Here is a 23,470-nt window from a genome sequence, read left to right on the forward strand (position 1 = left end):
GCCACCGGCGCCTTTCGTTTATCCGGAGCCGACATGACCCGCCATTACCGTATCGAACCGGCCCAGCCCGTCCACCTGCCCCTGCTGCCGGACATAGAGCGGGCGGCGGCGGCGTTGTTCCCGGCGTCGGTGATCCCGCCCGCCCTCAGGCTGGGGGTGGTGTCGCAGTTGCGGCTGGAGCAGGCCCAGGCGGAGCGGCGGCTGTGGGTGGCGCTGTCGCCCCGGGGGGAGCCGGTGGGCTTTGCCCTGGCGGAGCCGGGCGCGGAGGCGGCCTTTCTGGTGGAGCTTGACGTGCACCCGGACCATCAGCGCCAGGGTCTGGGGCGGCGGCTGATCGCGGCGGCCATCGACTGGGCCCGGGCCGGGGGGCACCGCAACCTGACCCTGACCACCTTCGAGCACGTGCCCTGGAACGGGCCCTTCTACGCCCGGCTCGGTTTCCGGCGGCTGGCGGAGGCCGAGCTGGATGAACGGCTGGCCCGGCAGCTGGCCGGCGAGCGCAGCCTGGGGCTCAAGGACCGGGTGGCCATGGCCCTGGCGCTGTAGCGCTTGGTCACGGCACCGGGCGGAAGCCGTGGTTTAGTGCCTGCCGCGTCCGGAGCTATGCTGAAAAGAGTCTAATGGCACCTGGCCCATCGCCAAGGAGGCCCCATGCCGCGAGATCTCCAGTCACTCGGGGAGCCGGTCGTGTTTGAAACGGCGGCGGAGCACGTTTGCACCGATGTGCCGGTGTTCGCCCCCGACTGCCGCGCCGCCGAGGCCCGGCAGGGGCTGACCGAGCGTCGTTACGAATGCGCCAGCCATGTGGTGGTGTGCCGGGACGGCCGGCTCTGCGGCATGGTGCGTATCGAGGATCTGCTGCCTGCTCCCAATCATGTCACCCTGGCAACGCTGATGGAACAGGATCCGCCCGTGGTGGCACCGGGGGTGGATCAGGAGGTGGTGGCCTGGCGGGCGGTGCGCCATGCGGAGTCGGCCCTCGGCATGGTGGACGGGGAGGGGCGCTTCGTGGGCCTGATCCCGCCCTACCGGATGCTGGCGGTGCTGCTGGCCGAGCACGAGGAGGATCTCACCCGCCTGGGCGGCTTTACCAAAAGCACCGAGGCGGCGCGCTCCTCCAGCGAGGAGCCGGTGCCGCGCCGCTTCCGCCACCGGCTGCCCTGGCTGCTGGTGGGCCTGCTCGGCGCCCTGGTCGCCGCCGATCTGGTCGGCTGGTTCGAATCCCAGCTGCAGCGCACCCTGATGCTGGCCTTCTTCATCCCCGGCCTGGTCTACCTGGCGGACGCGGTGGGTACCCAAACCGAAACCGTGGTGGTGCGTGGCCTTTCGGTGGGCGTGGCCATGCGCACCATGGTCAGGCGGGAGCTGCTGGCGGGCCTGGCCATCGGCCTGGTGCTGGCGCTGGTGGCCGGCCCCCTGGTGTGGCTGCGCTGGAGCGACCCGACGGTGGCCCTGTGCGTGGGCCTGGCGGTGCTGGCCGCCTGCTCCACCGCCACCATCACCGCCATGGGGCTGCCCTGGCTGCTGTATCGCGCCGGGATGGACCCGGCCTTCGGCAGCGGCCCCCTGGCCACCGTGATCCAGGACTTGTCGACTATCCTTATCTACTTCGCCATCGTCACCGCCGTGATCGGCTGATCCTGTTTTTCTCCAACACCGTGCCGGCCGGTTGGCGCCGGCGGGCCTGATGCGCAGGGAGGCAGCGTATTCGATGACCGAGCAAAACCACTGGCAATTGATCCCGGCGCAGGACTTCTGCTGCCCATCGCCACCGGCGGTGACCCGGCTCCGCCAGGGCTGGTTGCGGCTGCTGCGTCTGCTCCGCCTGCACGCCGCCGAGGCGGAGCCGGAGCAGGAAGAGGCCGATCTGCCCGACTACCAAGCCTACGATCGCCGCCCGGCGGTGGCCGCTCTGGACGAGCGGCTCGGCTCCTGGCGGCAGGAGGCCCAGGCCGGGGCCTGCTTCCTGCTGGATCCGCCCTACAGCGGCACCGCCGCCATCGCCCGCGACTGGGCCGACCTGCATGGCTGGCGCACCCTGACTCCGCCGAATACTACCAGCCTGGAGCGGGCCGATGTGGAGCAATGGTGGCGAGGCCAGCGCGGAAGCGGCCCCTGGCTTATCGACGATCTGGCCCGTTATCTGTTGCGTACGGTCGAGGGCATGGACTTTGTGTGCGCCCTGCTGCCCCGGCTGTTGCAGGGCGAGCTGGGGCAGGGGCTGGTGGTGTGCGACAGCTGGATGTTCGCCTTTGTCGGACGGGCCTGGCCGCTGCGCCTGCCCCGGGTGTACTGCTTCGCGCCGGTGGGCCCCGGCCTGCTGCGTCAGCTCGGGGTGCGGGCGTCGGACAAGGTACTGTGCCGGCTGGCGGCGCGGGCCAGGGGTAACCCGGGGCTGGCCCTGGCGCTGTGGACGGTGGAGCGGCAGGCAAAGCAGGAGCTGCCCGAACTGCCGTCCGAGGCCGACGACGTTACCGCCTTCGTGCTCTATACCCTGCTGTTGCACCGGGGGTTGGGCGTGGCGTTGCTGCAGCGGGTGCTGCCGGTGGTGTCGCCGGATCTGCTCAACGTGCAGCTGCTGCGCCTGGAGCAGTGCGGCATAGTACTGCGGGAAGAGGAACGCTGGCGAGTGAGCATCCACGGCTACCTGGTGGTGCGGGATTTTCTCACCGAGCGCGATTTCTGGCCGGACGGCTTTTAAGACGGGAGGACGACGGCATGGACAGGGAACAACTGGCCGGGCTCTTTCAGCACATCACCGGTGCCGCCCTGGTGGAGGCCCTGGCGGTGGCGGGGGCGGCGCTGCTGCTCATCTGGCTCAGCCAGCGGCTGCTGCCCTGGCTGGCGGCGCGGCTGCACAGCGAACGCCGGCTGTTCGTGCTGGCGCTGATGCCGACTATCCGCCTGCTGGTGCTGCTGGGCGCCCTGCTGTGGATAGTGCCGCTGTTCTTGGCGCCCACGCTGCAGAACATGGTGGCCATACTGGGGGCGGCGGGCCTGGCCATCGGCTTCGCCCTCAAGGACTATGTGAGCAGCCTGATCGCCGGCATAGTGGCGGCCTACGAGCACCCCTACCGGCCCGGCGACTGGATAGAGGTGGATGGCTGCTACGGCGAGGTGCGCCATATCGGCATGCGGGCGGTGGAGATCGTCACCCCCGACGACACCCTGGTATACGTGCCGCACCAGAAGCTGTGGACCGGCCTTATCCACAACGCCAACAACGGCGGCGCCAGCCTGATGTGCGTGGCCCATTTCTACCTGGAGCCGGAGCACGACGCCCACCAAGTGCGCCGGGTACTGGAGCAGGTGGCCCTGTCCAGCCCCTATGTGAAGCTGGCCAAGCCGATCTCGGTGGTGCTGGCGGAGCGGCCCTGGGGCACCCACTATCGCATCAAGGCCTACCCCATGGATCCGCGCCAGCAGTTCCAGTTTGTTTCCGATCTCAGCGCCCGCGGCAAGGACAGCCTGCGCCGGTTGCCGGTGCGCTTTGCCCGGATCCGGCCCGAACCGGACCAGAACCTAAGCTGACAGGAGGCAACCATGCCGCGTTTACAGCATAAAACCGCCCTTATCACCGGCGCGGCCCGGGGCATCGGCGAGGCCATGGCCCGCGCCTTCGTGGCCGAGGGCGCCCTCGTCTACCTCACCGACATCGACGACGACCGGGGCCGTGCCCTGGCCGCCGGCCTGGGCGAGCGGGCCCGCTACCGGCGGCTGGACGTACGCCGGGAGGCCGACTGGCAAGCGGTGACCGAGGCCATACTGGCGGAAGCCGGGGGATTGCAGGTGGTGGTGAACAACGCCGGCATCACCGGCTTCGAGCAGGGGATGGTGGCCCAGGATCCCGAGCACGCCTCCCTGGCCGACTGGCACAGTGTGCACAGCACCAACCTGGACGGCGTTTTCCTCGGCTGCAAGTACGCCATCCGTGCCATGCGCCGCTGCGGCGGCGCGGGCGCCATCATCAACATCTCGTCCCGCTCCGGCCTGGTGGGCATTCCCGGTGCCGCCGCCTACGCCTCCTCCAAGGCGGCGGTGCGCAACCACACCAAGACGGTGGCGCTCTACTGTGCCGAGCAGGGGCTGGCCATCCGCTGCAATTCCATCCACCCGGCGGCCATCCTCACTCCCATGTGGGAGCCGGTGCTGGGCACGGGGCCGGAGCGGGAGCAGCGGCTGCGCGACTTTGTGCAGGACTGCCCCCAGCGCCGCTTCGGCCGCCCGGAGGAGGTGGCGGCCCTGGCGGTGATGCTGGCCTCGGACGAGGTGCCCTACATGACCGGCGCCGAGCTCAACATCGACGGCGGCATACTGGCGGGCTCGGCCGCCAGGCCCGATGCCTGAGCCCGGCCCCGGTGCCAACCCGCATGGATTTGGAATATAACCCGAGGGAGTCATAGCGATGATCAGACTAAGAGCCGCCGGCCCCGCCGATCTGACCCTGCTGCGCCGCTGGGACCAGGCACCCCAGGTGCGGGCGGCGGATCCCAACGACGACTGGCAATGGGAAACCGAGCTGTACCGCCGGCCGGACTGGCGGCCGGGGGAGGGCGCGTGATCATCCGGCCCTTCGACCCCGCCACCGATCTGCCCGGGCTGCGGACCTGCGTGCACGAATTGCAGGAGGCGGAGCGGGCGCTGGACCCGCGTCTGCCGGCGGGAAATCTTGTCCTGGAGCCCTACCTCGCCGAGCTGTTCCGCCGCTGTGCGCGGTGCGCGGGCCGGATACTGGTGGCGGAGCGGGCCGGTGTGGTGGCTGGCTTTGTGGCGGTGTTGACCCGGGTGGTGAGCGAGGAGCCGGACGACGGCGGCCTGGAATATGGCCTGATCAGCGACCTGCATGTTCGTGCACCCTGGCGCCGGCGCGGCCTGGGCCGGCAGTTGCTCGCCGCCGCCGAGGCCCAGGCTCGGCAGGAAGGGGTACGCTGGTTGCGTATCGGGGTGCTGGCCGCCAATGCGCCTGCCCTGGCCCTCTACCGCGCCGCCGGCTTCAAGGCGCACCTGGTGGAGCTGGAAAAAGACCTGTAACGCAGGCACAGCCCGACCCGCGCCGCCTGTTCAGCCGTGCGCCTTTTTCACCCCGTGGCGTGGCATGCCCGTCCGGGGGTTCCCGCTGCGCGGGAAGGCAGGCGGGCCGCCTGCGCCCCACCACATCGGCAGGCGGCGGTGTTTTCCTGTCGGTGACTTTGCAGGCGGGCCGTTAAGGCGCCATCTAAACTTCTCCTATTGTGGCGTGCCCGGCTAAGTACCGGAGCGCGGGGGAGGGAGCATGAGTACGGAACAACGGGGCCCGGGATGAAAAAGCTGCTGTGGGTGGGGGTGGGCCTGCTGCTGGCCCTGCCCATCGTCGGCACCCTGGTGCTGATCAAGGCGCTGCAGTTCGGCGCCATGGGCGCGGCCGCGGCCCAGATGCAGATGCCGCCGGAGCCGGTGAACGCCGAACTGGTGCGCGAGGCCGAGTGGCATCCGGAGCTGCAGGCGGTGGGCTCGGTGGTGGCGGTGCAGGGCACGGTGATCCGCACCGAGGCCGAGGGCCTGGTGCGGGAGATCCGCTTCGAGGCCGGGGCCCCGGTCAAGGCCGGGGATGAACTGGTGCGGCTCGACAGCGACATCGAGCGGGCCCAGCTGCGCGAGGCCGAGGCCGCCGCCGCCCTGGCGCGGCAGTCCTTCCGGCGGGCCCGGGAACTGGCCCGCAGCCGCAACATCTCCCAGGGCGAACTCGACGCCGCCGCGTCCTCCGTGCAGCAGGCCGAGGCCCGGGCCGACATGATCCGCGCCCTGATCGCCAAGAAGACCCTGAGCGCCCCCTTCGACGGCCGGCTCGGCATCCGCCGCGTCAGCGTCGGCCAGTTCCTCGACAAGGGCAGCCCGGTGGTGTCGCTGCATTCCCTCGATCCCGTCTATGTCGAGTTTTCCCTGCCCCAGCCGCAACTGGCCGAGCTGGCCGACGGGCTGCCGGTCCGGGTGTGGTCCGACGCCTATCCCGAGCGGCCTTTCGAGGGGCGGGTTACTGCCTTCAACCCGGATCTCGATCCCCAGACCCGCAGCGTGCGGGTGCAGGCCACCCTGGCCAATCCCGAGGGGCGGCTGCGCCCGGGCATGTTCGTGTCGGTGCTGCTGTTGCCCGGGCGCACCGAGCGGGTGCTGCTGATCCCTATTACGGCGGTGCAGCACGGCCCCTACGGCGACGCCGTCTTTGTGATCGAGCCGGACGGGCAGGGCGAAAACACCCTCAGGGTGCAGCAGCGGCTGGTGCGGCTGGGGGCCCGGCGGGGGGATTTCGTGGCGGTCAGCGAGGGGCTGGCGGCGGGCGAGCAGGTGGTGTCGACCGGGGTGTTCAAGCTGCGCAGCGGCATGGCGGTGGTGGTCGACAACCGGCTGGCGCCGGCATTCCGGCTCGATCCCGACCCCGGCAACAGCTGAGCGCGCCGTCATGAAGGCCTTTACCGATCTCTTCATCCACCGGCCGGTGCTGGCGCTGGTGGTCAATATCGTCATCGTCATCGCCGGGCTGCAGGCCTGGTGGTCGCTCAGCGTGCGCCAGTATCCCCAGAGCGAGAACGCCTCCGTTATCGTCGCCACCCCCTATGTGGGGGCCAGCGCCGAGGTGGTGCGCGGCTTCGTCACCACCGCCATCGAGGGCGCCATCGCCTCCGCCGACGGCATCGATTACGTGGAGTCGAAGAGCCTGCTCGGGCTGTCGCTGGTCACCGCCCGGCTCAAGCTCAACTACGAGCCGACCAAGGCGCTGGCCGACATCACCGCCAAGGTCAACCAGGTGCGCAACGAACTGCCGGCAGAGGCGGAGCTGCCTTCCATCAGCGTGCAGTCGGCGGACTCCGAGTTCGCCGCCGCCTACCTGAGCTTTTCCTCGTCCAGCCTGTCCCAGAGCGACATCACCGACTACCTGGTGCGGGTGGTGCAGCCCCGGCTGGCGGCCCTGGCCGGGGTGCAGCGGGCCGAGATCTTCGGGGCGCGCACCTTCGCCATGCGGGTCTGGCTGCAGCCGGAGCGGATGGCGGCGCTCAACGTCAGCCCGGCCCAGGTGCGCGCCGCCCTGGCGGCCAACAACTTTATCTCGGCGGTGGGCAGCACCAAGGGCGCCCTGGTGCAGGTGTACCTCACCGCCAACACCGATCTGCATACGGTGGAGCAGTTCCGCCAGCTGGTGATCCGCCGGGAGAACGACACCATAGTGCGGCTGCAGGATCTGGCCGAGGTGGAGCTGGGCGCCGAGGACTACGACACCGAGGTCAGCTTCAACGGCGAGACGGCGGTGTTCATGGGTATTTTCCCCCTGCCCAATACCAACACCATCGAGGTGATCCAGGGGGTGCGGGTCGACCTGGACGCGCTCGGGCCGGAGCTGCCGCCGGGGCTGGAGGCCCGCCTGGCCTACGACGCCTCCGAGTACATCGACAACGCCATCCGCGAGGTGGTGGGCACCCTGATCGACACCCTGAGCATAGTGGTGATCGTCATCTTCCTGTTCCTGGGCTCGGTGCGTTCGGTGCTGGTGCCGGTGGTGGCGATACCGGTGTCGCTGATCGGCGCCGTCTTCCTGATGCAGACCCTGGGCTTCACCCTCAACCTGCTTACCCTGCTGGCCATAGTGCTGTCGGTGGGCCTGGTGGTGGACGACGCCATAGTAGTGGTGGAAAACGTCGAGCGCCACCTGCGCGAGGGGCGCACCCCGCAGGAGGCGGCCCTGGTGGGGGCGAGGGAGCTGATTGGCCCCATTATCACCATGACCATCACCCTGGCGGCGGTCTACACTCCCATCGGCCTGCAGGGCGGGCTCACCGGCGCCCTGTTCCGGGAGTTCGCCCTCACCCTGGCCGGGGCCGTCACCATCTCCGGCCTGGTGGCGCTGACCCTGTCGCCGATGATGAGCGCCCGCCTGCTGCGCAGCGCCGAGCGGGAGGAGCGGGGCCTGACCGGCTGGATCAACCACCGCTTCGACCGGCTGCGCGCGCGCTACGGCCGGGTGCTGGATCACAGCCTGAACGGCCGGCCGGCGGTCTATGCCCTGTGGGCGGCGCTCAGCCTGGCGGTGGTGCCCATGTACCTGTTCTCGCCCAAGGAGCTGGCGCCGCTCGAGGATCAGGGCTTTATGTTCGCCATCATCAACAACGCCGCCAACGCCTCGGCGGATCAGAAGATCCACTTCGGCCGGGCGGCGGAGCAGGTGTTCCTCGAGGCGCCCGAGCGGGAGCTGACCTTCCAGATCCTGCTGTCGCCCTCGGACCCGTTCGCCGCGGCCATGGGGGTGGGTGGTTTCAGCGGCATGGTGGTCAGCCCCTGGGGCGAGCGCGAGCGCACCATTTCCGACATCGTGCCCGAGATACAGGCCGGGCTGTCGGCCATTCCCGGCCTGCAGATCTTCGCCGGCCAGCCGCCGGCCCTGCCCGGGGGCAGCAACTTCCCGGTGGAATTCATCATCGCCGCCACCGCCGAGCCGGAGCAGATGCTGGCCTATGCGGAGCGTCTGCAGCAGGCGGCGATGGAAAGCGGCCTGTTCTACTTTCCGCCCGAGATCGATCTCAAGGTCGACCAGCCGCAGACCGAAATTGTGCTCGATCACCAGAAGGTGGCGGCCCTGGGGCTGACCCAGCAGCAGGTGGGCGCCGATCTGGGCGCCGCCCTGGGGGGCAACTACGTCAACCGTTTCAACGTGCGCGGCCGGGCCTACAAGGTGATCCCCCAGCTGGCGCGGGTGGAGCGGCTCAACCCGGAGCAGCTCAAGGACATCCATGTCACCGGCCCCGACGGTGGCCTGGTGCCGCTCAGCGCCTTCGCCACCCTGCGCCACAGCACGGTGCCGCGCTCCCTCAACCGCTTCCAGCAGCTCAACGCCATCAAGCTGTCGGGCATGACCGCCCGCCTGGACGAGGGCCTGGGGGTGCTGGAGCAGGCGGCGCGGGACATACTGCCGGCGGACTACAGCGTCAATTACACCGGCGAGTCGCGCCAGCTGCGCACCGAGGGCGGCCGCTTCCTGCCGGCCCTGGGGCTGGCGGTGCTGATGATCTTCCTGGTGCTGGCGGTGCAGTTCAATTCCTTCCGCGATCCCTTCGTCATCCTGCTGGGCTCGGTGCCCCTGGCCATGTTCGGCGCCCTGGTGTTCACCCTGCTGAAGATGCCCAACCCGGACCTGCCTTACTGGACCGACGGCTGGACCACCACCATGAACATCTATGCCCAGGTGGGGCTGGTGACCCTGGTGGGGCTGATTGCCAAGAACGGCATCCTGATCGTGGAGTTCGCCAACAAGCTGCAGGAGCGGGGCCTGGCCAAGCGGGCGGCCATCGAGGAGGCGGCCATGACCCGGCTGCGGCCGGTGCTGATGACCTCCATGGCCACGGTGGCGGGGCATTTTCCGCTGATCCTGGTGGACGGCCCCGGGGCGGCGGCGCGCAATTCCATCGGCCTGGTGCTGGTGGGTGGCATGGCCATCGGCACCCTGTTCACCCTGTTCGTGGTGCCCTCGCTCTATATGCTGCTGGCCCGGTCGCATGGCGGCGAGCCCCGGTAGGGGCAAATTTATTCGGCCAAATATGAAGCAAGGAGGTCCGCTGCAAGGGGCCCTTGGGGCGCGGGCGGCCCGCCCGCATGGCGGGTGGTGCCGGTGGTTTGGGCGTGGTTTTGGGGCCAGGAGGTTCCCGCTTCGCGGGAATGCAGGCGGGCCGCCTGCGCTCCAGGTCACATAAGGGCGGCCGACAGCGTTTTTTGGATCGACTTCAGTCGACCGGACCCCGGCGCCGGTGCCTCCTATACTGAGGGGACGCATCTTCAACCGGACCCCGGGAGGCCCCATGACCCAATCACTCCGCTTCGGTGGCGGGCGCAATATCGCGCTCAAGGTTCCGCCCCACCAGTTCGAGGCCACGGTGGCCTTTTACCGCGACGTGCTGGCGCTGCGCCAGGTCGACAAACAGCTGCCGTCGGTGGCCTTCGAGTTCGGCGCCTGCCAGCTGTGGATAGACAAGGTACCCGGGCTCAGCCAGGCCGAAACCTGGCTCGAGGTGATCACCAACGATCTCGAGGGCGCCGCCGAACACCTGCAGGCCGCCGGCGTGGTGCGCCGGGACGAAATCGAGCCGCTGCCGGAAGGCTTTGCCGCCTTCTGGATAGCCAACCCGGCCCAGATCATCCACCTGCTCTGCCAGGATGAGGCATCCCTGGGCTGACCCATCACCTTCAACAAGGAGCTCCTTATGCCCCAGGCCATCTACGTCAACCTGCCGGTGGCGGACCTGCCCCGTGCCATGCGCTTTTTCGAGGCGCTGGGCTTCGCGTTCAACCCCCGCTTCACCAACGAGCAGGCCGCCGCCCTGGTGATTTCCGACACCATCTTCGCCATGCTGCACACCCCCGACAGCTTCCGGCGCTTTACCCGCAAGCCGATCGCCGACGCCGCCAGCACCACCGAGGTACTGCTGGCGCTGCAGCTGGAAAGCCGCACCCGGGTCGACGAGCTGATGGCCAAGGTGCTGGCCGCCGGCGGCCGGGAAGCGCGGGAACCGGAAGAGTACGACTTTATGTACGGCCGCGCCTTCGAAGACCCGGACGGTCATATCTGGGAACTGTTCTGGATGGACGCCGCCGACGAGGCGGAGTCGCCCTGAGGCGGTGCCTTGCCGGTGAAAAGGTCCGTTGAAACGGACCCTTGACACCTGCCGTCTCTCCGTAGGGTCGAATTTATTCGACCGAACCCGGCGCCGACGGCGGAACTGTCCTTGGAGCGCGGGCGGCCCGCCCGCATGAACCCGGCGCCGGCGGTGGGGTGGTTCACTGAAGTGGACCTACGGCAGATCCGCCGTCTTCGCGCCGCCCTTTCCCGCCCCGCCGGGCCTTGTTACCATCCCGGCCTTGTCTTCCGCTTTTTTCCGTTTGCCGTTTCACCTGCCCGGCGCGTCCGTTCGGCGCTATCATGGGTGTCGAACGGAGCGGTATAAGGAACCCAGATGCAGCATGACGACAACCTCGCCCCCGGCCTGATGGTGGTGCACGGCAACCAGCTGGAGGCATTGCGCGAGCTGGCGGTGACCTGGATGCGGCGCCATCCCCTGGCGCCGCTCGAGAACGAGGTGATCCTGGTGCAGAGCAACGGCATCGCCCAGTGGCTCAAGCTGGCCCTGGCCGAGCACCGCAGCGGCGGCATCGCCGCCGCCGTGCAGGTGGAGCTGCCGGCGCGCTTTTTGTGGACGAGCTACCGGGCCGTGCTCGGCAGCGACAGCATTCCCCGCCAGTCGCCGCTGGACAAGGCACCGCTCACCTGGCGGCTGATGCGGCTGTTGCCGGGGCTCTTGGCCGAGGCCGTGTTTGCGCCCCTGCACCGCTTTTTGCAGGACGACGCCGACTACCGCAAGCGCTACCAACTGGCCGAGCGGCTGGCGGACCTGTTCGATCAGTACCAGGTCTACCGGGCCGACTGGCTGGCCGCCTGGGCCGAGGGGCGGGACGAGATAGTCAGCCTGCGCCGGGGCCGGGTGGCCCTGGATCCGGCGGTGCGCTGGCAGCCGGCCCTGTGGCGGGCGCTGCTCGCGGACGTGGGCGAGCGGGAACTGGCCGGCAGCCGGGCCGGGGTGCATCCGCGCTTCGTGGCCGAGCTGCGCGCCGCCGGGCGCCGCCCGGCCGGGCTGCCGCGCCGGGTGGTGGTGTTCGGCATCTCCTCGCTGCCGGCCCAGACCCTGGAGGCCCTGGCCGCCATGGCCCGCTTCAGCCAGGTGCTGCTGTGCGTGCACAACCCCTGCCAGCACCACTGGGGCGACATAGTGCCGGACCAGGATTTGCTGTGCCACCAGTACCGCCGCCACGCCCGCAAGGGCGGCCTGGCCCCGGGCCTGGACCAGGCCGAGCTGCACCAGCACGCCCATCCGCTGCTGGCGGCCTGGGGCAAGCAGGGGCGGGACTACATCAACCTGCTCGACAGCCTGGACGATCCCGGCCAGTACCAGGCGCGTTTCGACGCCCTGGGCGAGCGCATCGACCTGTTCAGCCCGGGCGACAGCGATCACCTGCTGGGCCAGTTGCAGGACGATATCCTCAACCTGCGCCCGCCGGCGGAAAGCCGCGACCACTGGCCGCCGCTCGAACGCCACCAGCTGAGCGTGCAATTCCACATCGCCCACAGCGCCCAGCGGGAGCTGGAGATACTGCACGACCAGCTGCTGGCGCGCTTTGCCGAGGACGAGACCCTGCGCCCGCGGGACATCATCGTCATGGTGCCCGACATCAACCTTTATGCGCCCCATATCCAGGCGGTGTTCGGCCAGTACGGCCGGGACGATGACCGCTTCATCCCCTTCACCCTGGCGGATCAGGGCAGCCGGGGCCGGGAGCCGCTGCTGATCGCCCTGGAGCATCTGCTGCGCCTGCCCGAGAGCCGGCTGCCGGTGAGCGAGGTGCTGGACCTGCTGGACGTGGCCGCCCTGCGCCGGCGTTTCGGCATTGAGGAGGCGGATCTGCCGGTGCTGCACCGCTGGATAGAGGGGGCGGGCATCCGCTGGGGGCTGGACGCCCGCCGTCGGGCCGCCCTGGGCCTGCCGGCGCTGGAGCAGAACAGCTGGCGCTTCGGCCTGCGCCGCATGCTGCTGGGCTACGCCGTGGGGGCGGGGGAGCCCTGGGCCGAGATCGAGCCCTACGACGAAATCGGCGGCCTGGACGCGGCCGTCATCGGCCCCTTGGCGGGCCTGCTCGACGCCATCGACGCCCTGCACGACCAACTGGCCGAGAGCGTGCCGGCCGACGACTGGACGGCGCGGCTGCAGGGGCTGCTGGCGCGCTTCTTCCTGGCCGAGGGCGAGCAGGAGCAGGCGCTGCTGAACGGGCTCACCGAGTCCCTGGAGCAGTGGCAGGCGCTGTGCGCCGAGGTGGCGCTGGCCGAGCCGCTGCCGCTCACCGTGGTGCGCGAGGCCTGGCTGGGGGCCCTGGAGCAGGGCCGGCTCAGCCAGCGCTTCCTGGCCGGGGCGGTGAACTTCTGCACCCTGATGCCGATGCGCGCCATCCCCTTCCGCCAGGTGTGCCTGCTCGGCATGAACGACGGCGACTACCCGCGCAGCGTCACCCCGCTGGACTTCGATCTGATGGCCGGGGACTACCGGCCCGGCGACCGCTCCCGGCGGGAGGACGACCGCTACCTGATGCTGGAGGCGCTGCTCTCGGCCCGGGACCGGCTCTATATCAGCTGGGTGGGGCGCAGCATCCGCGACAACGGCGAGCGCCCGCCCTCGGTGCTGGTGGGCCAGCTTAGGGATCTGCTGGGCCAGTGGCGGCTGGCCGACGGCGGCGAGCTGCTCTCCGCCATCACCACCGAGCACCCGCTGCAGCCCTTCAGCCGGCGCTATTTCAGTGGCGAGGGGCTGGTCAGCTACGCCCGGGAGTGGGCCGCCCGGGACAGGGCCCCCGAAGCCGAGGGCCCCCTGCCGCCCTGGCAACCCGACGAGCCGGTCGCCCCGGAGCAGTTGCAGCAGTTTTTGCGCCAGCCAGTGGCGAGCTTTTTTTCCCGCCGGCTCAAGGTGGTGCTGGATGACGTCGCCGCCGTCCGGCTGGACGAGGAGCCCTTCGCCCTGGACGGCCTGGAGCGCTATGTGATCAAGCGCGAGCTGCTTGAGGCCGCCGCCGGCGCCGACGAGGCACAGCCGGCCCTGGCCCGGACCGCGGCCCGGCTGCAGGGTCAGGGCCGGCTGCCGCTGGCGGGCTTTGGCGAGCGGCTGCGCGCCGAGGTGGAGGCGGCGCTGCCGGATCAGCTGGCCCGCCATCGGGCCTTGTGTCATGCCTGGCCCGCACCGCTGAACTCCCCCCTGCCGCTGGCCCTTGAGCACGGCGGCCTGCAACTGGAAGGCTGGCTCGGCGGCCTGCGCCGGCAGGGCGACAGGCTGGCGCTGATCGAACTGCAGCCCGGGGAGCTGCTCGGCAAGAGCGGGCCCAAATGGCATCGCACCCTGCGCGCCTTTGTCGCCCAGGCGGTGGCCTGCGCCTGCGGCATCGAGCTCTGGCTCTACCTGGTGGGGGAGGACGCCACCCTGCACGGCGCGCCCCTTGAGCGGGACACCGCGCGGCAGCTGGTGCAAGGCTGGCTGGAGGCGCTGCAGGCGGGTATGACGGCGCCCCTGCCGGTGGCGCTCAAGACCGCCATGGCCTGGCTCGGCCAGGAGGACGAGGGCAAGGCCGCACAGGCCGCCCGCAAGGCCTACGAGGGCGACGGCTTCGGCCCCGGTGGCGAGCGCGCCGAGAGCGGCGCCCTGGCCCGTCAGTATCCCGACTTCGACGCCCTCACCGCCGACGGCCATTTCGCCGCCTGGTGCGAGCGGCTCTACCGGCCATTGCTCGAGCATGGCCCGCAACCGGAACCGCAGGAGGCCTCATCATGACGGCACCGCGCCCCCTGGCGCTGACCTTTCCGCTGCACGGCAGCCGGCTGATCGAAGCCAGCGCCGGCACCGGCAAGACCTTTACCATCTCGGCCCTGTACCTGCGGCTGGTGCTGGGCCACGGCGGCGAGCTGGGCTTTGCCCGCGAGCTGCTGCCGCCGGAGATCCTGGTGGTGACCTTCACCGACGCCGCCACCAAGGAGCTCAAGGATCGCATCCGCGCCCGCCTGGTGGAGGCGGCGGCGGTGTTCCGCGGCGAGCGCGAGGGCGACGCCCTGCTCGACACCCTGAAGGCCGACTTCGTGCCCGAGCGCTGGCCCGCCTGTGCCCACCGGCTCGACATCGCCGCCCAGTGGATGGACGAGGCGGCGGTGTCCACCATTCACGGCTGGTGCCAGCGCATGCTGCGCGAGCACGCCTTCGACAGCGGCAGCCTCTTTACCCAGACCCTGGAAACGGATCACGGCGAGCTGCTGGCCGAGGTGGCGCGGGATTACTGGCGCCGCCAGTGCTACCCCCTGGACGGCGACGCCCTCGACTGGGTGATGGCGAACTGGCAGACCCCGGACCGGCTGCTGCGCCAGCTGCGCCCCCTGCTGGGGGAGCAGGACGACGCCGGCGGCGAGCTGGGCGCCCTGCTGGAAGGCGCCTTAAGCGAACGCGAGCGGGCGCTGGCCGTACTCAAGGCGCCCTGGAGCGCCTGGCTGGAAGAAATTGATGGCCTGCTGCAATCGGCGATAGCGGCAAAACAGGTACACGGCAAATGGCTACAGGCCAAGCGAACCGACGGCTGGCTGGCGGCCATACGCCATTGGCTCAAGAGTGGTGAGGTTGAGCTTTCGCTCAGCGAGGCGGCTATCTACCGTTTGACGCCCGAGGGGATAGCGGAAGCCTGGAAAGACGGAAACGCACCATCGCACCCCGCCTTTACGGCCATGCAGACACTGCCCGGGCAGCTTTCTGCCCTTGCCGCACCTCCCGAGGCCCCCCTGCGCCATGCCGCCGCTTGGGTGCGCCGCCGCTTCGAGGCGGAAAAGCGCCGCCGGGCCGAGATGGGCTTCGACGACATGCTGACCCGGCTGGATCAGGCCCTGGCGGGGGAGAACGGCCCGCGCCTGGCCGAGGTGATCCGCCGCCAGTTTCCGGTGGCACTGATCGACGAATTCCAGGACACGGACCCGCTCCAGTACCGCATCTTCGACGCCATCTACCGGGTGGCCGACAACGGCGCCGACCGGGGCCTGTTCATGATCGGCGATCCCAAGCAGGCCATCTACGCCTTTCGCGGCGCCGACATCCATACCTACCTGGCGGCGCGCGCCGCCACCGAGGACCGGCACTACAGCCTGGACACCAACTTCCGCTCCTCCGAGGCCATGGTGGACGCGGTCAACCGGCTGTTCGAACGGGCCGAGCAGCACCCCGAGGGCGCCTTCCTGTTCCGCCAGGGTGGGCAAAACCCGCTGCCCTTCGTGCCGGTCGCGGCCCGGGGCCGGCAGGAACGCTGGCAGTGCGGTGGCGAGGTCCAGCCCGCCCTGACCCTGTGGCAGCTCGACGGCGCCGACGGCAAGCCCTTTTCCGGCGGCGCCTATGTGGCGCAGATGGCGGGGCGCTGCGCCGGCGAGATAGTGCGGCTGCTGAACCTGGGTCGCCGGGGCCAGGCGGGCTTCGCCGGGGCGGACGGGTTCGCGCCGGTGCGCTCCCGCGACATCGCCGTGCTGGTGCGCGGTTTCCGCGAGGCCCAGGCCATCCGCCGGGCGCTGGCGGAACTCGGGGTAAAGAGCGTCTACCTGTCGGACAAGGACTCGGTCTACCAGAGCCCGGAGGCGCTGGATCTGCTGTTCTGGCTGCGCGCCTGCGCCGAGCCCGAGCAGGACGTCCGCCTGCGGGCGGCGCTGGCCACCGCCACCCTGGGGCTCGGCCTGGCCGAGCTTGAGCGGCTCAACCAGGACGAGCGCCACTGGGAGCGGCGGGTACTGCAGTTTAGGGACTACCGCCGCTGCTGGCAGCGCCAGGGGGTGCTGCCCATGGTGCACCGGCTGCTGCACGACTTCGGCCTGCCGGCCCGGCTGATGGCGGGCGCCGAGGGCGAGCGCCGCCTGACCAACCTGCTGCACCTGGCTGAGCTGCTGCAGCAGGCCGCCGCCGGCCTGGACGGCGAGCAGGCGCTGATCCGCCACCTGGCCGAGGCCCGGGAGGCGGGCGCCGAGGCCGCCGACGAGCAGGTGCTTAGGCTCGAGAGCGACGCGGATCTGGTGCGGGTGGTGACCATTCACAAGTCCAAGGGCCTGGAGTACCCCCTGGTGTTTCTGCCCTTTATCTGCTCCTTCCGGGAAAGCGGCGGCAAGGGCGGCCCGGTGCAGCTTTACGACGGCCGGCGCAAGCGGCTGGTGCTCAATCCCAGCGAGGAGGAAAAGGCCCTGGCCGAGCGGGAGCGGCTGGGGGAGGATCTGCGCCTGCTGTACGTGGCCCTCACCCGGGCCCGCCACGCCTGCTGGCTGGGGCTGGCCGACATCGGGGTCGGCAACGGCAAGAGCTCGCGCCTGCACGACTCGGCCATGGGCCGGGTGCTGGGTGGCGGCAGCCCGCTTGCCGGCCCCCTGGCCGACTGGCTCACCCCTTTGGCGTGCGCCCACACCCGGCTGTGCCCGGCGCCCGAGCCGGGTGACGAACGCTGGACCGAAGCCGCGGGCGACGAGGCCCCCCCGGTGTGGGCGGTGCCGGCCCGGCCGGCCGCCGAGCACTGGTGGATCGCCTCCTACAGCGCCCTGCGCACCCGGGAGGCGACGGGCCGGCGCTTCGACGACGCCTCGCCCGAGCGGCCCGAGGCGGGCAAGGCCGGCGACGACGAGCTGGAGCTGGCCTTCGTGCCCCTGCGCCCCGGCGAGCGGCCCAGCCTGCACCGCTTCGCCCGTGGCCCGGCGGCGGGCACCTTCCTGCACGGCCTGCTGGAGCTGGCGCTCAGGGAGCGGCTGGCCGATAACCCCGGGGCACTCCGGGACCAGATCGCCCGCCGCTGCCAGCTGCGCGGGCTCGCCGACTGGACGGATCCCCTGGCGGACTGGCTGCTGGGCCTGCTGGACACGCCCCTGTTCGAGGACGGGCCGACCCTGGCCGGCCTTGCCCACTACCAGCCCGAGATGGAGTTCTGGCTGGAGGTGAGCCGGGTGCCGGTGCAGCGCCTGGACCGGCTGGCGCAACAGGCGGTGCTGCCGGGCCGGGAGCGGCCCGAACTGGCCCCCGATACCTTGAACGGCATGCTCAAGGGCTTTGTCGATCTGGTGTTCGAGCATGAGGGGCGCTACTACCTGGTGGACTACAAGTCCAACTGGCTGGGCCCGGAGGACGAACACTACACCCGGGAGGCCATGGCCGGCCAGGTGCTCAGGCACCGCTACGATCTGCAGTACCTGCTCTACCTGCTGGCCCTGCACCGCCAGCTGCGGCTGCGCCTGCCCGATTACGACTACGACCGCCACATGGGCGGGGCCCTCTACCTGTTCGTGCGTCGCCCCGGCGCGGCCTGGTTCGACCGGCCGCCGAAGGCGCTGATCGAAGGCCTGGACGCCCTGTTCCGCCATCAACAGCCCGAGGAGACAGCGCCATGACGGCTACCATCACGCCCCTGGCCGGCCAGCGGGAACTGCTGGCGCTGCTCGAGCGCTGGCTCGAGCTGGGCTGGCTGCGGCCCCTGGACCGGGCCCTGGCGGGCTTTTTCGCCGGGCTGGACCCGCACGCCGAGGCCAGGGTGCTGCTGGCGGCGGCGCTCGCCAGCCACCAGCTCGGCCACGGCCACGTCTGCCTGGATCTGGCGGCCACCCTGGCCGAGCCCGACTTCGCCCTGTCGCTGCCGCCGGAAGGGGAGGAGGGCCTGGCCGACGCCTGGCTGCCCTCGCGCCTGCTCGCCGGCCTCACCCTGGACGACTGGCGCTCGGCCCTGGCGGCCAGCCCCCTGGTGGCCGGCCCTGAGGGCGAGGCCGAGCGGCCCCTGGTGCTGCACGGCGGACGCCTTTACCTGCGCCGCTACTGGAACTACGAGCAGGCGGTGGCGCGCTCGCTTGCCGCGCGCATCCGCGACGACAGGCCGGTGCCTCAGGATCTGTCCGCCTGGCTGGAGCGGCTCTTTCCCGAGCCCCTGGTGCTGGACGGCGAGCGCCAGACCGACTGGCAGAAGCTGGCCTGCGCCCTGGCGGCGGCGAGCGGCTTCACCCTGATCACCGGCGGCCCCGGCACCGGCAAGACCACTACCGTGGTGCGGCTGCTGGCCCTGCTGCAGGCCACGGCGGAGCAGCCCCTGCGCATCCGCCTGGCGGCGCCCACCGGCAAGGCGGCGGCCCGGCTGACCGAGTCGATCGGCGCCCAGGTGGCCTCCCTGCCGGTGGACGAGGCGGTGCGCCGCCGCATCCCCACCGAGGTCGGCACCCTGCACCGGCTGCTGGGCAGCCTGCCCGACAGCCGCCACTTCCGCCATCACGCCGGCAATCCGCTGCCCCTGGACGTGCTGGTGGTGGACGAGGCCTCGATGATCGATCTCGAAATGATGGCCTGCCTGTTGTCGGCGCTGCCGGCCCATGCCCGGCTGCTGCTGCTGGGGGACAAGGATCAGCTGGCCTCGGTGGAGGCGGGGGCCCTGCTGGGCGATCTGTGCCGCCACGCGGAACAGGGCCATTACCAGCCCGAACGGGTGCGCTGGCTCGAGCGGGTCAGCGGCGAGCGGCTGGCCCACCCGGCGCTGGTGCCCGGTGCCGAGGGTCTCCATCCCCTGGCCCAGCGCATCCTGATGCTGCGTCATTCCCGCCGCTTCGCCGGCGGCTCCGGCATCGGCCAGCTGGCCCGGGCGGTGAACGAGCAGCGGGCCGGGGCCGCCCGGGCGGTGCTCGACGGCGGCGGCGAGGTGGCCGGCCTGCGCCTCAGGGGCGAGCAGGACAGGGCCCTCGACCGGCTGCTGCGCCAGGGCCGGGGCCGGGCCCTGGGCTACGGCCATTATCTCGAGCGGATGCAGGCCACGCGCCCGGCGCCCGAGACCCCCTTCGCCGACCCGGCCTGGACCGGCTGGGCGGCCGGGGTGCTGGCCGCCTTCGATCAGTTCCGCCTGCTGTGCGCCGTGCGCCGGGGGCCCTGGGGGGTGGAGGGGCTCAACCTGCGCATCGCCGCCCTGCTGCACCGCCAGGGCCTGCTCGAGGCGGATCAGGGCTGGTACGAGGGGCGGCCGGTGCTGGTGACCCGCAACGACTACGGCCTCGGCCTGATGAACGGCGACATCGGCATCGCCCTGCGCCTGCCGGAGCAGGACGGCAGGCCGGTGTTGCGGGTGGCCTTTCCCCGCAACGACGGCAGCGGCGACCTGCGCTTTATCCTGCCGAGCCGGCTGGGGGCGGTGGAGACGGTGTTCGCCATGACGGTGCACAAGTCCCAGGGCTCCGAGTTCGCCCACACCGCCCTGATGCTGCCGGAAAGCCTCAATCCCGTGCTCACCAAGGAGCTGCTCTACACCGCCATCACCCGCGCCCGGCACTGGTTCACCCTGCTGGAACCGCGTCCCGGGGTGTTCGAGCAGGCTATCGCCCGCCGGGTGGAACGCCAGAGCGGCCTGCTGGAAAGCCTGCAGCGATGAAAAAGGGGAGTCCCGCTACGCGGGAAAGCAGGCGGGCCGCCTGCGCTCCAAGGGGCGACATACGCCTCCAAAATCGAGGATTGGCACGGAACAGTGGAGCGCGGGCGGCCCGCCCGCATGGGTGTGACGCCGCTGGTTTGGGGTGGCGTTTGGTCGACTGAAGTCGACCCTTGGGGCAGCCAGTTCCCCGGGGAACTGGCCAGCATGAAAAGGAAGGAGTGATATGCAACTGCAACCGGCAACAATAGTGCACCCCCATGGCGACGGTTAAACGGCCGGCGCCGGCTTCGCTGGCGGATCCCTTTTACTACCTGGCCAATGCCCGCACCCTGGTGGGCTGGGTGCTGGACCATCATGGCGATCTGCTGCTGGACGGGGAAAAGGCGCAGCTGGCGGCCTGGCTCGGCGCCGGGCGCGAAGCCCGGGCCCTGCTGGTGCGCATGGTGATGCGCAAGGGCGAGCACTTTCGGCTGAGCCGGTTGCGCTACCCGGAGATTGGAGATCCGTCCCCCGCCGGGGTTGAACTGGTGTCGCTGGGGCTGGTGCAAGAGGGGGCACCCATACCGGTGGAGGAACTGACCGACCTGCTCACCCTGACGGAGCTGGATGCCTGCTTTGCCGAGGCCTTCGCCGGGGCCGGGCTGGTCCGCGCCACCAAGGGAATGAAGCGGGATTGGCTCTGCGCCCGGCCCGAATACGCCAGGTCGCGACCCTTTGCCGACTGGTGGCCCGCAAGCCAGGATCGCCTGCTGAGCCTCGCCTGCATGCCCCTGTTCGAGCGGCTGCGGCTGATGTTCTTCGGCAACCTGCGCCAGGACTGGTCCGAATTCGTGCTCACCGAACTCGGCAACCAGCGCTACGAAACCGTGGTCTTCACGCCCGAGTCCCGCGCCTTCCGCAACCGGGCCGAGGTGGACCAGTATCTGGCCCTGCACCGGCTGCGGGCGCGGCTGGAGCAGGGCGAGGCACCGGCCACCCTGCTGGACGCCCTGCCGGCCCGGCTCGACAACGACTGGCTGGCGGGCCGGCAGGACAAGCTGCTGTTTACGCTGGCCCGGGCGGCGGAACGGGCCGGCGAGGAAGACTGCGCCGAGCGGGCCTACCGGCAGAGCCGCCATCCCGAGGCCCGGCTGCGGCTGGCCAGGGGGCTGGAGCGCCGGGGCCGGCATGAAGAGGCGTTTTCGCTTGCCCGGCAAGGGCTGGCCGCGCCCCGGGACGAGGCGGAGCGCCAGGGACTGCAGCGGCTGTATCGCCGGCTTTATAAAAAGGCGGGGGCCCCGGCGCCGGTGTCCGTCACCGAGGCCGCCATCCCTACCCGCACCCTGGCGCTGCCGCCGTCGGGGGAGCGGGTCGAGCGGTTGGCGGCCGAGGCCCTGGCCGGGCCGGACGCCCCGGTCTATTACGTGGAAAATCATCTGTTCAACGGCCTGCTGGCACTGCTGTGCTGGGAGGCTATCTACGCGCCCCTGCCCGGGGCTTTCTTCCATCCCTTCCACGCCGGGCCGGCGGATCTGTACCGGCCCGGTTTTGCCGAACGGCGCCGTACGCTGCTCGATGATTGCCTGGCCCGGCTGGAGAACGGCAGTTACCACGCCGCCATCATGGCGCGCTACCGGCAGAAGCGGGGCATCAGTTGCCCGCTGCTGGCCTGGCCGGCGCTGTCCGAGCCGCTGCTGGAGCGGGCGTTGAGCTGCATACCGCCGGCGCATCTCGGCGCCATCTTGACCCGCCTGCTGTCGGATCTGCGCGGCCACGGCAGCGGCCTGCCGGATCTGATCCGTTTCCTGCCGGACGGAGGTTATGAGCTGATCGAAGTCAAGGGCCCGGGAGATCGGCTGCAGGACAACCAGCGCCGCTGGCTGGCGTTTTTTCACCAGCAGGATATTGCCGCCTCGGTCTGCCAGGTGCGCTGGTCGCCTTAGAACCGGTTCAAAGTCTGCTGCGCGTCGGCCCTGCTGCGTTAATAACAGGCTTGGAATGCTCATTTACAGCTCGTAAACTCCGCTTCCTCGCCTGTTTTTGCCTTGCATGGCTCTAGCTCGCGAGACGTTGAACAGGCTCTTAGCCTGCGCCCTTTCACCTATGCTGAAAACAGTCATCACCAGGAGGCGGCATGAACAGGATGGAACGACTGGCGCGGCTTGACGCCGAAACGGCGGACGACGGCCCGGCCCTGGGCCTGCTGGCCGAGGCCCTGGCGGCCGGGGAGCGGGGCGACTACCCGGTGGCGGCCTGGCTGACGGATGCGTCGGGCCGGATCTGGGCGAAGGGGCAGAACCGGGTGTTCAGCGGCGGCTTCTGCTCGGCGGCCCATGCCGAGATGCAGGCGCTGGATGCCTTTGAACGACTGCCGGTGCGTCCGGCCGCCGCCGGGCTCAGCCTCTGGGTGAGCCTGGAGCCCTGCCCCATGTGCCTGACCCGGGCCCTGTACGCCGGGGTGGGGGAAATCGTCTACCTGGTGGAGGACGCGGCCGGCGGCATGGCGCATCGCCGCGACCAGCTGCCGCCGGCCCTGGCGGAGCTGGCCCGCCAGGTTCGCTTTCGTCCGGCCCGGCTCGGCTGGGCGGTGGCGCGTTTCGCCGGGGAGCTGGGCCGGGCCTTCCAGGCCGAACTCAGGGCGGCCCTGCTGGCGGCCCGCGAGGGCGATGTCTCCTGATCATCAAAAACACGAAAAAATTATCTTTGCCTGCATCCGTTTGTGCTCCTGGCGGGTAGTACAAGGGTGGCACCTGTTGCCGCGCCCGATACGACCGTCATAAGGAGACATGACATGCAAAAGCTTCACCGCAAGATGATCCCGGTACTGGCCCCGGCCCTGCTGCTCGGCCTCGCCTCCGCCGCCCACGCCATGGTGCCCGAGAGCATACAGGTGCCGGCAGGCCACCAGGTGGCCTGGGAAACCGTTGGCGTCGGTGAGATCGCCTACGAATGCCGCGACAAGCCCGACGCCCCCGGCGAACTGGGCTGGGTGTTCATGGGGCCGGATGCGGTGCTCAACGATCGCGCCGGCGCCGAGGTGGGCCGCTACTATGGCCCGCCCGCCACCTGGGAAGCGGCGGACGGCTCCAGGGTCACCGCCACCCAGCTGGCCGTGGCCCCGGCCGGCGAGGGCAATATCCCCTACCAGCTGGTGCAGGCCAACCCCGCCATGGGCGAGGGTGCCATGACCGGCGTCACCTATATCCAGCGACTGGACACCCGGGGTGGAGTGGCGCCGGCCACGGCCTGCGGCGAGGCAAACAAGGGCGAACGCCAGATAGTCCGCTATCAGGCCGACTATATCTTCTGGAAAGCCGGCTAGAGCACCGATCAGTTTAAAAGGTGAGCAGTGCGATATCTCACCTGTAGGCGCCCGTTTACGCGGCGCAAACCGGCCAACGGCCTGGGGCGTGGATATTGGGCACCGGTTTGTGCCGGCTAAAGCGGCACCTACAGCGACGGCTACAGTGGTACAAACCGGCAGCTACGCAGAGCCGGG

At 70.3% G+C, this 23,470-nt stretch carries 17 protein-coding genes; all 17 read left to right on the forward strand.

Annotated features, from left to right (window positions below; all coding sequences use genetic code 11):
* The first annotated feature begins 33 nt into the window (after positions 1-33).
* The 17 genes from AN401_RS08505 to AN401_RS08585 all read left to right on the forward strand — a co-directional run bounded on the left by AN401_RS08505 (position 34) and on the right by AN401_RS08585 (position 23,293).
* Positions 34-546 carry a GNAT family N-acetyltransferase gene (locus AN401_RS08505; protein WP_096779083.1) on the forward strand — a complete coding sequence of 171 codons (513 nt, stop codon included), beginning with the start codon at positions 34-36 and terminating at the stop codon, positions 544-546.
* Positions 547-651: 105 nt separating this feature from the next.
* Positions 652-1,638, forward strand: a complete 987-nt coding sequence (locus AN401_RS08510; RefSeq protein WP_096779084.1) for a magnesium transporter — start codon at positions 652-654, stop codon at positions 1,636-1,638.
* Between the two features lie 73 nt (positions 1,639-1,711).
* On the forward strand, positions 1,712-2,701 hold the full coding sequence (locus tag AN401_RS08515; RefSeq protein ID WP_096779085.1) for a hypothetical protein: 990 nt from the start codon (positions 1,712-1,714) through the stop codon (positions 2,699-2,701).
* A gap of 17 nt (positions 2,702-2,718) precedes the next feature.
* The gene (locus AN401_RS08520) at positions 2,719-3,531 is read left to right on the forward strand and encodes a mechanosensitive ion channel family protein (protein WP_094041104.1); all 813 of its coding nucleotides are present in this window, start codon (positions 2,719-2,721) and stop codon (positions 3,529-3,531) included.
* Between the two features lie 12 nt (positions 3,532-3,543).
* Positions 3,544-4,347 (forward strand): SDR family oxidoreductase, encoded by an 804-nt coding sequence (locus tag AN401_RS08525; protein WP_096779086.1) that lies wholly within the window; start codon positions 3,544-3,546, stop codon positions 4,345-4,347.
* 58 nt (positions 4,348-4,405) lie between these two features.
* Complete coding sequence (locus tag AN401_RS08530) at positions 4,406-4,561, forward strand: hypothetical protein (protein ID WP_198401852.1); 156 nt, start codon at positions 4,406-4,408, stop codon at positions 4,559-4,561.
* The gene (locus AN401_RS08535) at positions 4,558-5,031 is read left to right on the forward strand and encodes a GNAT family N-acetyltransferase (RefSeq protein WP_157772209.1); all 474 of its coding nucleotides are present in this window, start codon (positions 4,558-4,560) and stop codon (positions 5,029-5,031) included. The genes AN401_RS08530 and AN401_RS08535 overlap by 4 nt, the downstream gene beginning before the upstream one ends.
* A 267-nt stretch (positions 5,032-5,298) precedes the next feature.
* Complete coding sequence (locus AN401_RS08540; RefSeq protein ID WP_096779088.1) at positions 5,299-6,426, forward strand: efflux RND transporter periplasmic adaptor subunit; 1,128 nt, start codon at positions 5,299-5,301, stop codon at positions 6,424-6,426.
* Positions 6,427-6,436: 10 nt separating this feature from the next.
* The gene (locus AN401_RS08545) at positions 6,437-9,538 is read left to right on the forward strand and encodes an efflux RND transporter permease subunit (protein ID WP_096779089.1); all 3,102 of its coding nucleotides are present in this window, start codon (positions 6,437-6,439) and stop codon (positions 9,536-9,538) included.
* A 280-nt stretch (positions 9,539-9,818) separates the two neighbouring features.
* Positions 9,819-10,193 carry a VOC family protein gene (locus AN401_RS08550; protein ID WP_096779090.1) on the forward strand — a complete coding sequence of 125 codons (375 nt, stop codon included), beginning with the start codon at positions 9,819-9,821 and terminating at the stop codon, positions 10,191-10,193.
* A 27-nt stretch (positions 10,194-10,220) separates the two neighbouring features.
* Positions 10,221-10,631 (forward strand): VOC family protein, encoded by a 411-nt coding sequence (locus AN401_RS08555; protein ID WP_094041098.1) that lies wholly within the window; start codon positions 10,221-10,223, stop codon positions 10,629-10,631.
* Between the two features lie 339 nt (positions 10,632-10,970).
* Entirely contained in the window at positions 10,971-14,378 is a 3,408-nt protein-coding gene (recC, locus tag AN401_RS08560; protein ID WP_096779091.1) for an exodeoxyribonuclease V subunit gamma, read from the forward strand.
* Positions 14,375-17,986 (forward strand): exodeoxyribonuclease V subunit beta, encoded by a 3,612-nt coding sequence (gene recB / locus AN401_RS08565; RefSeq protein ID WP_096779092.1) that lies wholly within the window; start codon positions 14,375-14,377, stop codon positions 17,984-17,986. The genes recC and recB overlap by 4 nt, the downstream gene beginning before the upstream one ends.
* Entirely contained in the window at positions 17,983-19,992 is a 2,010-nt protein-coding gene (gene recD / locus AN401_RS08570) for an exodeoxyribonuclease V subunit alpha (RefSeq protein ID WP_096779093.1), read from the forward strand. Before recB ends, recD begins: the two co-directional genes overlap by 4 nt.
* Before the next feature lie 257 nt (positions 19,993-20,249).
* Positions 20,250-21,914 carry a VRR-NUC domain-containing protein gene (locus tag AN401_RS08575; RefSeq protein WP_096779094.1) on the forward strand — a complete coding sequence of 555 codons (1,665 nt, stop codon included), beginning with the start codon at positions 20,250-20,252 and terminating at the stop codon, positions 21,912-21,914.
* A gap of 191 nt (positions 21,915-22,105) precedes the next feature.
* A complete protein-coding gene (locus AN401_RS08580; RefSeq protein WP_096779095.1) occupies positions 22,106-22,648 on the forward strand; it encodes a nucleoside deaminase in 543 nt (180 codons plus the stop codon).
* 114 nt (positions 22,649-22,762) lie between these two features.
* Positions 22,763-23,293 (forward strand): DUF3455 domain-containing protein, encoded by a 531-nt coding sequence (locus AN401_RS08585; protein WP_096779096.1) that lies wholly within the window; start codon positions 22,763-22,765, stop codon positions 23,291-23,293.
* The last annotated feature ends 177 nt before the right edge of the window (positions 23,294-23,470 follow it).

It is taken from the genome of Zobellella denitrificans (assembly GCF_002407485.1).
Taxonomy (GTDB): Bacteria; Pseudomonadota; Gammaproteobacteria; order Enterobacterales; family Aeromonadaceae; genus Oceanimonas; species Oceanimonas denitrificans.

Coding starts and splice junctions, on each gene's coding strand:
- AN401_RS08550 (WP_096779090.1), top strand. CDS start 9,819: ATGACCCAATCACTCCGCTTCGGTGGCGGGCGCAATATCGCGCTCAAG.
- AN401_RS08520 (WP_094041104.1), top strand. CDS start 2,719: ATGGACAGGGAACAACTGGCCGGGCTCTTTCAGCACATCACCGGTGCC.
- AN401_RS08540 (WP_096779088.1), top strand. CDS start 5,299: ATGAAAAAGCTGCTGTGGGTGGGGGTGGGCCTGCTGCTGGCCCTGCCC.
- AN401_RS08510 (WP_096779084.1), top strand. CDS start 652: ATGCCGCGAGATCTCCAGTCACTCGGGGAGCCGGTCGTGTTTGAAACG.
- AN401_RS08585 (WP_096779096.1), top strand. CDS start 22,763: ATGCAAAAGCTTCACCGCAAGATGATCCCGGTACTGGCCCCGGCCCTG.
- AN401_RS08530 (WP_198401852.1), top strand. CDS start 4,406: ATGATCAGACTAAGAGCCGCCGGCCCCGCCGATCTGACCCTGCTGCGC.
- AN401_RS08575 (WP_096779094.1), top strand. CDS start 20,250: ATGGCGACGGTTAAACGGCCGGCGCCGGCTTCGCTGGCGGATCCCTTT.
- recB (WP_096779092.1), top strand. CDS start 14,375: ATGACGGCACCGCGCCCCCTGGCGCTGACCTTTCCGCTGCACGGCAGC.
- recC (WP_096779091.1), top strand. CDS start 10,971: ATGCAGCATGACGACAACCTCGCCCCCGGCCTGATGGTGGTGCACGGC.
- AN401_RS08545 (WP_096779089.1), top strand. CDS start 6,437: ATGAAGGCCTTTACCGATCTCTTCATCCACCGGCCGGTGCTGGCGCTG.
- AN401_RS08515 (WP_096779085.1), top strand. CDS start 1,712: ATGACCGAGCAAAACCACTGGCAATTGATCCCGGCGCAGGACTTCTGC.
- AN401_RS08555 (WP_094041098.1), top strand. CDS start 10,221: ATGCCCCAGGCCATCTACGTCAACCTGCCGGTGGCGGACCTGCCCCGT.
- recD (WP_096779093.1), top strand. CDS start 17,983: ATGACGGCTACCATCACGCCCCTGGCCGGCCAGCGGGAACTGCTGGCG.
- AN401_RS08580 (WP_096779095.1), top strand. CDS start 22,106: ATGAACAGGATGGAACGACTGGCGCGGCTTGACGCCGAAACGGCGGAC.
- AN401_RS08505 (WP_096779083.1), top strand. CDS start 34: ATGACCCGCCATTACCGTATCGAACCGGCCCAGCCCGTCCACCTGCCC.
- AN401_RS08525 (WP_096779086.1), top strand. CDS start 3,544: ATGCCGCGTTTACAGCATAAAACCGCCCTTATCACCGGCGCGGCCCGG.